12 protein-coding genes are annotated in these 13,179 nt (G+C 31.7%); all 12 read left to right on the forward strand.

Annotation, left to right across the window (positions count from 1 at the left end; all coding sequences use genetic code 11):
• Positions 1-22: 22 nt before the first annotated feature.
• The 12 genes from infB to HAW63_04720 all read left to right on the forward strand — a co-directional run bounded on the left by infB (position 23) and on the right by HAW63_04720 (position 13,149).
• Complete coding sequence (gene infB / locus HAW63_04665; GenBank protein ID MBE8163260.1) at positions 23-2,629, forward strand: translation initiation factor IF-2; 2,607 nt, start codon at positions 23-25, stop codon at positions 2,627-2,629.
• Positions 2,630-2,643: 14 nt separating this feature from the next.
• Complete coding sequence (rbfA, locus tag HAW63_04670) at positions 2,644-2,994, forward strand: 30S ribosome-binding factor RbfA (GenBank protein ID MBE8163261.1); 351 nt, start codon at positions 2,644-2,646, stop codon at positions 2,992-2,994.
• Between the two features lie 5 nt (positions 2,995-2,999).
• Positions 3,000-3,950, forward strand: a complete 951-nt coding sequence (truB, locus tag HAW63_04675) for a tRNA pseudouridine(55) synthase TruB (GenBank protein MBE8163262.1) — start codon at positions 3,000-3,002, stop codon at positions 3,948-3,950.
• 124 nt (positions 3,951-4,074) lie between these two features.
• On the forward strand, positions 4,075-4,344 hold the full coding sequence (gene rpsO / locus HAW63_04680) for a 30S ribosomal protein S15 (GenBank protein MBE8163263.1): 270 nt from the start codon (positions 4,075-4,077) through the stop codon (positions 4,342-4,344).
• A gap of 56 nt (positions 4,345-4,400) precedes the next feature.
• Positions 4,401-6,488, forward strand: a complete 2,088-nt coding sequence (pnp, locus tag HAW63_04685; protein ID MBE8163264.1) for a polyribonucleotide nucleotidyltransferase — start codon at positions 4,401-4,403, stop codon at positions 6,486-6,488.
• 52 nt (positions 6,489-6,540) lie between these two features.
• On the forward strand, positions 6,541-7,005 hold the full coding sequence (gene dut, locus HAW63_04690) for a dUTP diphosphatase (protein MBE8163265.1): 465 nt from the start codon (positions 6,541-6,543) through the stop codon (positions 7,003-7,005).
• Complete coding sequence (locus tag HAW63_04695) at positions 6,998-7,858, forward strand: hypothetical protein (protein MBE8163266.1); 861 nt, start codon at positions 6,998-7,000, stop codon at positions 7,856-7,858. The genes dut and HAW63_04695 overlap by 8 nt, the downstream gene beginning before the upstream one ends.
• 5 nt (positions 7,859-7,863) lie before the next feature.
• A complete protein-coding gene (gene mutL / locus HAW63_04700; GenBank protein MBE8163267.1) occupies positions 7,864-9,714 on the forward strand; it encodes a DNA mismatch repair endonuclease MutL in 1,851 nt (616 codons plus the stop codon).
• A gap of 84 nt (positions 9,715-9,798) precedes the next feature.
• On the forward strand, positions 9,799-10,731 hold the full coding sequence (gene miaA, locus HAW63_04705) for a tRNA (adenosine(37)-N6)-dimethylallyltransferase MiaA (GenBank protein ID MBE8163268.1): 933 nt from the start codon (positions 9,799-9,801) through the stop codon (positions 10,729-10,731).
• An 11-nt stretch (positions 10,732-10,742) separates the two neighbouring features.
• Positions 10,743-11,306 (forward strand): guanylate kinase, encoded by a 564-nt coding sequence (gene gmk / locus HAW63_04710; protein ID MBE8163269.1) that lies wholly within the window; start codon positions 10,743-10,745, stop codon positions 11,304-11,306.
• 37 nt (positions 11,307-11,343) lie between these two features.
• A complete protein-coding gene (locus HAW63_04715) occupies positions 11,344-11,583 on the forward strand; it encodes a DNA-directed RNA polymerase subunit omega (GenBank protein ID MBE8163270.1) in 240 nt (79 codons plus the stop codon).
• Positions 11,584-11,664: 81 nt separating this feature from the next.
• Positions 11,665-13,149 carry a cysteine--tRNA ligase gene (locus HAW63_04720; GenBank protein MBE8163271.1) on the forward strand — a complete coding sequence of 495 codons (1,485 nt, stop codon included), beginning with the start codon at positions 11,665-11,667 and terminating at the stop codon, positions 13,147-13,149.
• Positions 13,150-13,179 lie beyond the last annotated feature (30 nt).

Here is a 13,179-nt window from a genome sequence, read left to right on the forward strand (position 1 = left end):
AAAGTAGGAAAGGAGCAAGGTTTTGAAAGTTTTTGAATTAGCTAAAGAATTAGGTATAGAAACCCTAAGCTTAATGGATGAAATTAAATCAGCAGGTTTTGTAGTAAAAAACCATATGGTAGTCTTAGATGACCAGTTAATTTCTGATATTAAATCTTGGTTAAGTAAAAAATCAGAGACAGCATCTGCTAAAAAAAAGAAAAAAGTAACTAAAAAGAAAGCAGCTTCTAAAAAAGTAGTTACAAAAAAAACAACAAAGAAAGTCACAAAAAAAGTTACTAAAAAAAAGCTAACTAAACAATCGGTAAGTAGCAGCATTGAAAAACCCACAGTAAAGAAAAAAACACAAATAAAAAAAACGAATAAGATTTCTGCAGAAAAAGATTTAAAAGAAAATAAAATTATTTTAAGAAGAAAGTCAGAAGTGGTTATTAAACCACTAAATATAAATACAAAAGAAAGCACTTCTACAAGCATTATAGACAGTGATGTGAATAAAGAAAAATTCTCTGGGGCAAAGGTTTTAGGAAAAATAGATATTGCCAAAAAATCTACTACAAAATCACCTACTACAAATCAACCATCTTCTTACTCTGCGCGCTCAAGAGGTTTGCGGCCTGGGTTTTCGCCAGATAATTCTGTTCAATCTACGGTGCCTTCTGTAAATTCTTTTGATAAAAAAAGAGAAGTAAAAATAGTAAAAAAAGAAGTACCAAAAACCACTACTGGTTTGGGTGAGGTGCCTAAGTTTAGTGTTTCTGATTTTAGAAAAAGAGAAGTGGTATTTCCACAGCGCCGTAAAAAAATTCTTTCTCATAAAGACTTTAAAAAAACACTTATTACAGAAAGTAAAAGTTCAAAGCGGGTAGTAGAAATGGGAGCAGAAATTAATATTTCTAATTTAGCTGCTCAGCTTAATATAAAACCAGGAAAGTTAATTAAAGTTTTAATTAAAAATGGTATTGCAGCAAATATTAATATGAGTATTGATTTTGATACAGTTAGTTTAATTGTTCCAGAATTTAATTTTTCTGTAAGAGCTCATGTAAAATCTAAAGAAGATGTGTTATCGACTATTCTTACTACCGACTCCGCAGAGTCTGCGGCAAGACCTCCTATTGTTACAGTAATGGGGCATGTGGATCATGGAAAAACATCTTTATTAGATATTATTAGAAGCACTAAAGTTACAGAAAAAGAGGCTGGAGGAATTACTCAACATATTGGAGCCTACAAAGTAAAAACCTCTTCGGGGGCAGATATTACTTTTTTAGATACTCCTGGGCATGCGGCCTTTACAGCCATGCGAGCAAGAGGGGCTCAACTTACCGATATTGTTATTATTGTGGTAGCGGCAGACGATGGGGTTATGCCTCAAACTATTGAAGCTATTAATCATGCATTGGATGCTCAAGTTCCTATACTGGTTGCTATTAACAAAATAGATGCTCCAGGGGCTAATTTAGATAAAGTAAAAAAAGAATTATCAGAACATAATTTAGTATCTGAAGATTGGGGCGGAGAAAATATTTTTTGTGAAATATCGGCTTTAAAAAATATAGGAATTGATTCTTTATTAGATAGTTTAGCTTTAATGGCAGAAATGTTAGAGTTAAAAACTTTTCCTAAAAACTCTGGTCAGGGTGTGGTTATCGAAAACTTTTTATTAAAAGGTTTAGGTAATGTCGCTAATATTTTAGTAAAAGATGGTAGTGTTAAAGTGGGGGATTATTTAGTAGTAGATACCTTATGTGCTAAAGTTCGCCGCATATTAGATGATACAGGAAAAGTAATAAAAATAGCACAGGCTGGAGACCCTATTCAAATTACAGGCTTTGATTCAGGAGTGGGTATTGGCGAAACTTTTTATGTTTGTAAGACAGAAAAAGAGGCAAAATCTTTAATTGAAGCCATAGAAAATACAAAAACTAAAGAATTTAGCTCGTTGTATTCTTCTGATCCAGAAAGTGTTTTAGCTCAATTAGATAAAAATAAGATTACAGAATTAAAAGTAATTTTAAAAGCAGATGTTGGAGGAAGTTTAGAAGCAATTAAAGCGGCTTTAGAAAAAATGAAAACCGACGAAGTGGCTATTAAAATTTTACATTCAGGGGTGGGAGATGTTACAGAAAGCGATGTATTATTAGGAAGCACTACAGATGGTGTAAATATTATTGGTTTTAATGTAAAGGCAAACAGTGCTGGACAAAAATTAGCAAAAGAAAAAAATATAGAAGTAAAAATTTACAGTATTATTTATGAACTTTTAGATGATTTAAAAGAAAAATTAAGTGGGTTGTTAACTCCTGATAAAGTAGAAAAAATTATAGGACAAGCCGAGGTACGAGAAGTCTTTAGTGTGTCTAAGGTGGGAGTAATTGCTGGGTGTATGGTCACCGATGGAAAAGCAAAAAGAAATAATAAGGTTAGATTAGTAAGAGAAGGAAAAACCCTTTATGAGGGCGAAATGTCTAGTTTAAAACGATTTAAAGATGATGCTAAAGAAGTGGCTCAAGGTTATGAGTGTGGTATTGGTCTTAAAGATTTTAATGACATTAAAAGTGGAGATACTATGGAGTTATTTACCATGGAAGAAATTAAAAGAAAATTAGTTTTAGAACAATTGTAATTGGTGATTTTATAATGGGTGAACATCGTATTCAAAAAGTAAACAAAGAAGTTAAGCAATTAATTTCTAGTTATATTTCTCAAAATCTAGCTAGTCAATTTTCTGTAATTATATCTATAAATGTTGTTATAGTTTCTAGAGATTTAAGAACTGCTAAAATCTTTGTTTCTTTTTTAAATAAAGATTTAAATTTAAAACCTAAAGAAGAAAATCAACATATAGAAATTCTTCAAAAACATGCTGCCGAAATACAATTTTATATTAGCAAGCGTCTTAGGATGAAATTTAATCCTAAATTAACATTTTTTTTAGATGATAGTGTTCAACAGCAAATGTCTGTTCAAAATTTATTAGATTCTTTGTAAATTTTATGTCTATTTCCAAATATTCTGGTCTTTTATTAATAGATAAGCCTGTAGATTTAACCAGTCATGATGTGGTTTATAAAATACGAAAAAAGTATAAAGTTAAAGTAGGGCATTGTGGCACTTTAGACCCTTTTGCTTCTGGATTATTGGTTTTAGTATTAGGAGAAGCTACAAAAATTGCTTCTTATATTAGTTCAAACAATAAATACTATAACTGTGAAATCTTATTAGGACAAACTTCAGATACTTTAGATATTACAGGGGAGTGTAAAACCACTGCTTTGCAAAAAGAGTTATTATTTTCCGAAATGGATATAAAAAAAGCTATTAAAAAATTAACAGGAAAAATCTCTTTAGAAGTTCCGATGTATTCTGCAGTAAAAGTAAAAGGAAAAAAATTGTATGAATATGCAAGGGAAAATAAAAATTTAGAAAAAATTCCCATTAGAGAAATGAATTTTTTAGATGTGCAGTTTCTTTCTTATAAAGACAATATATTAAAAATCACTATGAAAGTGAGTTCTGGAACTTATGTTAGGGCGTGGGCTAAAGCTTTAGGAGAATATTTAAAAGTGGGAGGTTTAGTTAAAAGTTTACGACGCGTCACTTCTTCTCCGTACAATTTAAATCAAGCCATGGATTTGCCAACAGCTTTACATTTAAATCTATCTGAAAACAATAATGAAGACAGTTGGAACAAAGCCTTTATTCCCATAAATAAAACTTTATTAGAAATGGATAAAATTTTTTTCTCTAGCAAAGAAGCCCATTTATTAAAAAATGGCCAAATTCCTCATAGCGTGGAAAATGCCTTAGTGGTGGCTCAAAGGCAGGCCCAGAAATTAAAAGAAAGCCACCTGTATGTGTGTTTAAATAAAGACGAAGAGCTACTAGGTATTTTAGAAATAGCCATATCTGGTAAGCTGTCTATTAAGCGGATAATGGCTAATTAGTCTTTTTTTACCTCCTAGGGGCTAAAAAATAGTTTTCCTTGACGAAATACCCCTTGTTCAGTAACACTTTTTAAGTATTTTCAATAAGTTAAACAGAAAAAAAGACCATTATTTAGGAGACCGAATGCCGCTACAGAAAGAGATAAAAAAGAATATTATAAAGGAATTTAAAACTTCCACTTTAGATACAGGAAGTGAAAAAGTACAAGTGGCTTTATTAACTGGTCGAATTAAAATGTTAACAGAACATTTCAAAATACATAAAAAAGATAATCATGGTCAGAAGGGTTTAAAAACACTTATTAACCGTCGTAGTAAATTATTAAAATATATAAAATCTAAAAGCATCGAAAATTATACTAACCTAATTAAATCTTTAGGTTTAAGACGATAATAGTTCTTTACTGTAAAAGTATTCAATAAAAAAATAAAAAATAAAGGTAGTTATTTATGAAATCAGTGAGTTTTAATTTACAAGGTAAAGAGGTTATTTTAGAAACTGGCCGTTTGGCAAAACAATCCGACGGTGCTGTTTTAGTAAAGTGTGGAGATAGCCGAGTTTTAGTTACAGTAGTTTCTGATAAATCAGCATCTACAATGGATTTTTTTCCACTAACTGTTGAAGTACAAGAAAGATTTTACTCTGTAGGTAGAATTCCTGGTGGTTTTTTTAAACGAGAGGGGCGCCCCAGCGGTGACACTATTTTAAATTGTCGCTTAATTGATAGACCATTAAGACCATGTTTTCCTGATGGATATAAAAATCCTACACAAATTGTTTCTACGGTTTTAAGTAGTGATAATGAAACCTCCCTTACCAGTCTTGCTATTATCGGCGCATCTGCAGCTTTAAGTGTTAGTGATATTCCATTTAGTGGACCTGTGGCTGCAGTACAAATTGCTAGAATAGATAAAGAGTGGAAGTTAAACCCAAGCTCTAGCGCTTTAAAGAAAGCCGATTTAAGCTTGTTTGTGGCTGCTCGTAAAGAAGGTATTTTAATGGTTGAGGGTGAGGCTGACTTTGTTTCTGAGGCCGAAGTTTTAGAAGGTTTAAAATTTGCGTATAAAGAAATGGAAGTCATTTTTAAGGCGCAAGAAGATTTAACCACCCAAGCTAGCAAAGGGAAGAAGCGTAGCTTTACTGTAGAGGAAAAAAATGAAGAGTTTGCAAAAAAAGTAAAAGAGGTAGTAACTCCATTAATTAAAAAGGCCTTATCTTGTAAAGACAAAATGCAAAGGTATGCAAAATATGCAGAATTTAAGTCACAAGCCAAAACACAATTACTAGAAAATATTTCTGAAGATAAAGAAAAATTAGAAAAACAATTTTCTTCTGTATTTGAAGAAGTAAAATACACTATAGCTCGTAATATGATTTTAGAAGATGGCCAGCGTATAGATGGTCGTAATATGGTTACCGTTAGGCCTATTGATTGTATCGTGGGTGAATTACCTCGTGCTCATGGTTCTAGTGTATTTACCAGAGGCGAAACTCAAGTCTTAGCTGCTGTAACTTTAGGAACTCAAGATGACGAGCAACGATTAGAAAAGCTAGAAGGGCCCGCAACAAAGAAATTTATGCTGCATTATAATTTCCCTCCTTTTTGCGTTGGAGAAACGGGAAGATTGGGTGGACAAAGTCGTCGTGAAGTAGGGCATGGCATGCTGGCAGAACGCGCTTTACAAGCTATTATTCCAAAAGGAGATAATTTTCCTTACACCGTTCGCTTAGTTAGTGAAGTTTTAGAATCCAATGGCTCAAGCTCTATGGGAACAGTGTGCTCGGGCTCCTTGGCTTTAATGGACGCAGGGGTGCCTGTACATACTCCTATTGCAGGTATTGCTATGGGGTTAATTTCTGAAGGCGATAAAAATATTATTTTAACAGATATTTTAGGTGATGAAGATCATTTGGGTGATATGGACTTTAAAGTGGCAGGAAGTGCAACAGGTATTACGGCATTACAAATGGATATAAAAGTAGAAAGTTTAAGTTTTGCTATTTTAGAAAAAGCTTTAGCTCAGGCTAAAGATGGGCGTCTTCATATTTTAAAAGAAATGGAAAAGGCTTTGTCAGAACCTCGTAAAGAGTTTTCTATTCATGCTCCTAAACAAAAAAGTTTAAGAATTCCTGTTAAAAAAGTAAGAGATGTTATTGGTTCTGGTGGTAAGGTAATTCGCGGTATCATTGAAGCCACAGGAGCAAAAGTAGATATTGAAGACGATGGTTTGGTTACAGTGTTTGCTGTAGATAAAAACTCTTTAGATGCAGCCATAGAAATGATTGAATCTATTATAGCAGAGGTAGAAGTGGGTAAAACTTATCCTGGAAAAGTGTTAAAAATTACAGACTTTGGAGCTTTTGTTGAAGTTTTACCTAATACTAGCGGGCTTTTACATATTTCTGAGTTAGCTCATGAAAGAGTAAAAAAAGTAGAAGATATTTTGTCTGAAGGGGAAACTTTAGATGTAAAAGTCTTAGATGTAGATCATTCTGGAAGAATTAAATTAAGTCGCAAGGCTTTGTTAAATTCTTAAGTAGAAAAAATATAATAATAGATTTTTAAAAAATAGCATTTAGAGGTTAAAAATGAACTCTCACCCTTTAGTAAATGTAAAAGTGAAAACTTTAGAGCATTTTAAAGGAGAACTTCCCATTTATCATAGTTTATTAGCTAGTGGATTAGATGTTAGAGCGCAAATAAGCCAAGCATTGCTTGTTGCACCCTTAGATAGAGTTTTAGTTTCTACGGCTTTGTGTTTTGAAATTCCTTCTGCTTATGAAATTCAAGTTCGTTCTCGTAGTGGTTGGGCTTATAAAAAAGGCATTAGTGTTTTAAATAGTCCAGGAACTATTGATGCAGACTACAGAGGAGAATTAAAAATTATTTTAGTTAACTTATCTAATCAAGAGGTAAGTATTTCTCCTCAAGACAGAATTGCTCAGTTAATTTTAGCACCAGTGGTACAAATTAATTGGAAAATGGATACAAATCTTTCTGCGACACAAAGAGGAGAGAAAGGTTTTGGAAGTACTGGCTTATCTCATGACTAAAAGTATTTTTATAGTTATTTCTTTGTTTTCCATAGTGGTAACTGCTGCTCCAGCTAAAATTATTACAGAAACCGCTTTATATGAAAGCAATGATTTTGATGCAGATATTATTACTTATTTGCCTGCTAATAAAAATATTCAAGCTTCTAAAAGAATTTATAAAGGAAAGAGTTTTGGTAGTTTTCGAAAAGTAAAAATAAAAAAATCTACATACGGTTTTGTTTCTGATGTGGATATTAAATTATTAACAGAGTTAAAGCGTAGGAAAAAAAAATTAAAAAAAACATTAACACGATTTAAAAAAGAACAATTAGAAAGTAGGTATGTGTATATAAATAATTATATAGGCTTAGGTTTTTCTTTTAGTAGATTTACAGAAAAAAATATCGTTGATGAACAAAATAGAAATTCTCCTTTAACAGCTATTAACTTTCAGCTAATAGGGCCAGGAAGCCTAATCCCTAAACTACCTTTAAATTTTAATTTTTCTTATGCAAAATTGCCTTCTTATTATAAAGATCTTAATACTGATCAAACTAAATCTTTATCAGGTTATACTATGTTTGGAGACATTAGTTACCCCATTGCTCTTTCTGATTTAGATAATGTACTAATTTATTGGAGTATAGGTGCATCGTTTAGATTGGTGAAGGCTACTGTTTATAAACAAGAAATTTCTGGAAAATCCTTTCATAGTGTAAAAATGAACCATTTTTACTGGGGGAGCCTGTTAAGTGTTGGTGCTTTATGGGAGGTTTCTAAAAATTTGGCGGCTAAAATAGATGCCCGTTACCATTATAATGGTGGAGTTTTTTTTGAAGAGATGCAAACCACTTTATTATTTAAATACTAAGCGCTATGAAAGAAAACATTAAAATTTTATCCAATCAAACTGTTAATCAAATGGCCGCTGGCGAAGTGGTAGAAAGGCCTGCTCATTTAGTTAAAGAATTAATAGAAAATAGTTTAGACGCTAAAGCTACCTCTATTGAAGTGGTAATTGATGATGGTGGACAGTTTGTACAAGTTATAGATAATGGAGCAGGTATACAAAAAAATGATTTAGCTTTAGCACTAACTCCTCATGCCACCAATAAAATTAGCTGTATAGAAGACTTATGGAAATTACATTCTTTTGGTTTTAGAGGAGAAGCTTTAGCTAGCATTTCGTCTATTAGTGATTGCAAAGTGTCTTCTTTTTTTGAAGGACAAAAAAAGGCTTACAGTATTGATTCTAGTTTTGGAGCTATTTCTTCTCCGCAAATATCTGGAAATCAAATTGGAACCACGGTAGTTATTAAAAACTTATTTAAAAATTTACCAGCAAGATTAAAGTTTTTAAAATCACCCGCTGCAGAAGTTACTAAAATTAAAGCAATGTTTAAAGCTTTAGCTTTGTCTTATTCTAATGTCAGTTTTAAATTAAAAACAAAAAAAGAATTAGTATTTTTATTTTCTGCTCAAAAAAACTCAATAGATAGAGTGAAAGAGATTTTTAGTTTAGATTTTATTTATGAAGCCAACTATAAGGATGAAGAATTTACAGTGCAAGCCTGGTATGCTAGCCCAGAACATACACAAAAAACTAGTAAGCAAATTTGGATTTTTGTACAAGATCGGTGGGTAAAAGATAGAGCCTTACAAAAAGCCATTACCGATGCGTATCGGCAGTTTTTAATGCACGGCGAATATCCTATGGTGGTTTTAAAAGTATTTTGTAAACCCGAGGATATTGATATTAATATTCATCCTTCTAAAGCAGAAGTAAAATTTCAAAACCCTGGAGGAGCTTATAAAGCGGTTTTACGGGCGTTAAGATCTAGCATAGAACGGGCCCCTTGGTTGCAAGACATATTAAAAGATAAAGGAATGAGTACTGTGCAAGAAAGTTCTTTATATAGTAGTTCTAATTATTCTGTTAAAAAAAATTCACAAAAAATAGAAAATCTTTCTTTTAAAAGTGATAATTTTTTAAGTACCCAATATAATCAGTTACCAAAACATAATACGGTTGTTTTAGAATCAGAAACCAATTACGAACCTATCTCTGTAGATTGCAAAGACGATTACAAAAAAGATTTTGTAAAAGATTCTTCCAACTCCTTTAATAAAGATTCTAAAGAAAAACTTAAGTGGAAAAATTTACAAGTTTTAACACAGGTGGACTCTACTTATATTGTAACTCAATCTAATGAAGCTATTATTTTTATTGATCAACATGCAGCTCACGAAAGAGTTTTGTTTGAAAGGCTTTACAAAAATTGGAAAGCTTCGAAAATTGTTAGTCAAAATTTATTAATTCCCATAGAGCTAAAATTTTCTAAAGAAAAAAATCAATTACTATTTGAGTATAAAAACGATTTAAAAAAATTAGGAGTATTTTTAAAAAAAATAGATAATACAATCACTTTAGCGGCTGTACCTCAATTTATAAAAGAGTCTTCTATTTTGGAGGCTTTTTCTTTAATGTTAGAGGAGTTAGAAGAGCAATCAGATTCTTTTGTATTAGAGCAAAAAATTAGTCATATATTTGCTACAATGGCTTGCCATTCTGCCATTAGAGCTGGAAAAATTTTAAACATAGAGCAAATGAAAGATTTGTTAGTGCAGATGGATGAAAATCAATCTAGTTTTTGCCCTCATGGTAGGCCTGTGTTTGTAAAATATCCTTTTTCTAAATTAGAAAAAGATTTTGGTAGAACAGTATAATTATTTATATTGAAGTTAATGTGTATTATTACCTCGATATAATAAAAATTATTTTTTCCTAAAGTTAAGGAGTATGCAAAATCAATGAAGAAAACTATTTTTATTCTAGGTTCCACAGGAGTTGGAAAAAGTCATTTAGCTTTAAAAATTAGCAAACAATTAAATATCAGTGACACCTCCACAGCTATTGTTAATGCAGACAGCTTACAGTTTTATAAAAATTTAAATATTGGTACTGCTAAACCCACTCAAGAAGAGATGCTTTCTGTTCCTCATTTATTATTTGATTGTTTAAATTACCCAAAAGAAGCTACGGTGGCGTGGTATTATAATCATTTTTTTTCTAACATAGAACAGCATAACTATAAAAATTTTTTTATAGTAGGGGGTAGTGGTTTTTATATTCGTGCTTTAGAAAGTGGTTTGTATCCTAATTATGAAGTTAGTAGCCTCATTAAAAATAAATATGAAACAATGGGTAAAGAGAAAGGTGCTTTACATTTACATAAAATCTTAAAAGAAATAGACGCTAAAAGTGCCGATGCCATTCATGGCCAAGATACTTATAGGCTAGTAAGAGCCCTATCTGTAATAGAAGCTAGTGGAAAAAGCTTATCAGAAATTAAGGCTCAATTTGCCATAGAAAAAAAGGAATTTCCTTATCCATTTAAAAAAATAGCGTTATTTGTAGAAAGGGAAGAGCTTAAGAAAATCGTTTTAAAGCGTATCCAGTTTATGCTTAAATCTGGGTTTATTGAAGAGGTAGAAGATATATTAAAAAAAGGCCAAGCCCATTGGAAACCTCTGTCTAGTATTGGATATAAAGAGGTTCAAATGTATTTAAGGGGAGATCTAGATAAAAAGGGCCTTGAAGATTTAATATTAAGGTCCACTATGGCTTTGGCGAAGAGGCAAAGAACCTGGTTTAAAAAAGATAAAGATATCCAGTGGTTTCATGCCATTAATGAAATTAAGCAGGCTGAAAAAAGTATTTGTATTTTTTTACAAAAGGGTTAAATAAATAAATTATGCAAAAAGCATTTTTTCTTATTGTTGGACCTAGTGGAGTGGGCAAAACGTCTTTAATTAAGCGTCTTTTAGCGGATTTTCCTAATAAAATTTATGATACTATCACTTGTACTACGCGCTCTATGAGGCCTGGAGAGCAGGAAGGACAGCCTTATTACTTTTTAACAGACCAACGCTTTATGGAGTTAACCAAAGAGTCCTATTTTGCAGAGTGGGCTGTTGTGCATGGTTATAAGTATGGAACGCCTAAGGAAGAGCTAGAGAAAGCTTGGAAAAAAGGCTTTTTGATTATTATGGATATCGATATCCAGGGTGCTCAAACTTTAATGAAAAATTACGACTTGGTTAGCATTTTTATTCACCCCCCTCATATAGATTCTTTAATTAAGCGTTTAAATCAACGAGATGATGGAAAAGCGGCTAATTTAGAAAAGCGTATGGAAACGGCGATAAAAGAAATCGATTTGGCGCATAAATGTAGCTACGAAATCGTTAATGACAACTTAGAAGATGCCTATGCTCAGTTGAAAAAACTGGTTGAAGAATCGTTAAATAGGCTTTAAGGTATAATACAAATACTGATAATCAGAGGATTAAATTATGGCTCGTGTAACTGTTGAAGATTGTTTAGCTAAAATTCCTAACCGTTTTGCTTTAGTGGTTTTAGCAGCAAAAAGAGTAAGACAGATTTTAAAAGGAGCAGAGTTTACCGATGTGGCAGAGCCTAAAAATAAAGAAGTGGTTAACTCTTTAAGAGAAATTGCTGCTGAAAAAGTTTATAATAAAATTGACGAATCACAAGATGTTGCATCTAGGCAAATTGAGTCTGATTTAGTTTAGTCTACAAAGTTCAAAATTCTTTTTTTTTTTACCAATCTGACTAATTTTTGCCCTATTTTATGTTAAAAAGGCCTATTAGCTATGCATATTTATAATACTCACAGTAAGCGTAAAGAAGTTTTTCAGCCCTTACAAGAAGGGGTGGTTAAAATGTATATTTGCGGGCCTACGGTGTATAATTTTTTACACATAGGTAATTTTAGAGGCTTAATTTTTTTTAATACAGTGGCCTATTGGTTTAAGCATTTGGGTTTTAAAGTAGAATTTGTTTATAATTATACCGACATAGATGATAAAATCATTCAAGCTAGTATTGAAGAAAAAAAGACTCCTTTACAGTTATCCGAACATTACATTCAAGAATTTGAAAAAGATAAAAAGCAGTTAAAACTATCTTTTCAAGATATTCAACATCCTAAAGCTAGTGAGCATATAATTAATATGATTACTTTTATACAAAATTTAGAAAAGAAAGGTTTTGTGTATGTATTAAACGCAAGTTTGTATTTTTCTGTAAAAAATTATTTAAATTATGGGCAGCTAAGTGGCCGTAATTTAGAAGATAGTCAAATGGGAACTAGAGCTAAAACAGAAGAAGGAAAAAAACACCCTGCAGATTTTGTATTATGGAAGGCGTCTAAAGACGGTGAACCTTCATGGGATTACAAAAGCCTAAAAGATAATAAGATATATCCAGGACGGCCGGGGTGGCATATTGAATGCTCGGCCATGTCTAAAGCATTATTAGGAGAAGAGTTAGATATTCATGGAGGAGGAATAGATTTATTATTTCCCCATCATGAAAATGAAATTGCACAAAGTGAGTCGTGTAATGACAAAACTTTTGCTAAGTATTGGATGCATAACAATATGATTAATTTTGGTGACAAAAAAATGTCTAAATCTTTAGGGAATATCATATTAGGCAAAGATTTTATTAAAGAACACACAGGAGAAGTGCTAAAATTTTTAATGTTATCTGTTCATTACAGAAGCGAATTAAATTTTAATCAAAAAAGTATTGCTAGTGCAACTTATAACACGGCGAAATTTTATTCTGTATTAAATAAAGCAAATATTTTATTAGAAGGAAAGAAAGGGGATAGCAATCTTTTGTCCAAAGAAGATAAAGAGTTTTTTGCTACTACAGAAAAAAATATTACAGAAGCTTTTTATGATGATTTTAATACCCCTATGGTCTTTGCCGAATTATTTAAAATATTAAATGCTTTTCATGTAAAAACTTCTGAAGGAAAGCTAAAAGAAAAGCAAGCTTATGCTAACGCTTGTAAAACACTGCTTGTAAAAACAGGAAAATTTTTATCTTTATTTCAAGAAACTCCCAGTAGTTTTTTAACCGAATTGGATAATTTATTACTCAAAGAACAAAACTTAAACCCTAAAGATATTGATCAGTTAGTAGAACAAAGAACTACCGCGCGTAAAAATAAAGACTTTTCTTTGTCGGATAATTTACGAAAAGAATTGTTACAAAAAGGCATTCAGGTTCAAGATTTAGCCAATGGCACTAGTATTTGGGAAGTAAATAAAAATAGCGCAAAATAGAAAGTAAACAGTGCTTTAAAACCTATTTTA

It is taken from the genome of Pseudobdellovibrionaceae bacterium (assembly GCA_015163855.1).
In the GTDB taxonomy this organism is placed as follows: Bacteria; Bdellovibrionota; Bdellovibrionia; order Bdellovibrionales; family UBA1609; genus JAAOIH01.

Bases quoted from the DNA above. Each gene is read 5' to 3' on its own strand.
- truB (MBE8163262.1), top strand. From the start codon at position 3,000: ATGTCTATTTCCAAATATTCTGGTCTTTTATTAATAGATAAGCCTGTA.
- rbfA (MBE8163261.1), top strand. From the start codon at position 2,644: ATGGGTGAACATCGTATTCAAAAAGTAAACAAAGAAGTTAAGCAATTA.
- pnp (MBE8163264.1), top strand. From the start codon at position 4,401: ATGAAATCAGTGAGTTTTAATTTACAAGGTAAAGAGGTTATTTTAGAA.
- mutL (MBE8163267.1), top strand. From the start codon at position 7,864: ATGAAAGAAAACATTAAAATTTTATCCAATCAAACTGTTAATCAAATG.
- gmk (MBE8163269.1), top strand. From the start codon at position 10,743: ATGCAAAAAGCATTTTTTCTTATTGTTGGACCTAGTGGAGTGGGCAAA.
- HAW63_04720 (MBE8163271.1), top strand. From the start codon at position 11,665: ATGCATATTTATAATACTCACAGTAAGCGTAAAGAAGTTTTTCAGCCC.
- HAW63_04695 (MBE8163266.1), top strand. From the start codon at position 6,998: ATGACTAAAAGTATTTTTATAGTTATTTCTTTGTTTTCCATAGTGGTA.
- rpsO (MBE8163263.1), top strand. From the start codon at position 4,075: ATGCCGCTACAGAAAGAGATAAAAAAGAATATTATAAAGGAATTTAAA.
- miaA (MBE8163268.1), top strand. From the start codon at position 9,799: ATGAAGAAAACTATTTTTATTCTAGGTTCCACAGGAGTTGGAAAAAGT.
- dut (MBE8163265.1), top strand. From the start codon at position 6,541: ATGAACTCTCACCCTTTAGTAAATGTAAAAGTGAAAACTTTAGAGCAT.
- HAW63_04715 (MBE8163270.1), top strand. From the start codon at position 11,344: ATGGCTCGTGTAACTGTTGAAGATTGTTTAGCTAAAATTCCTAACCGT.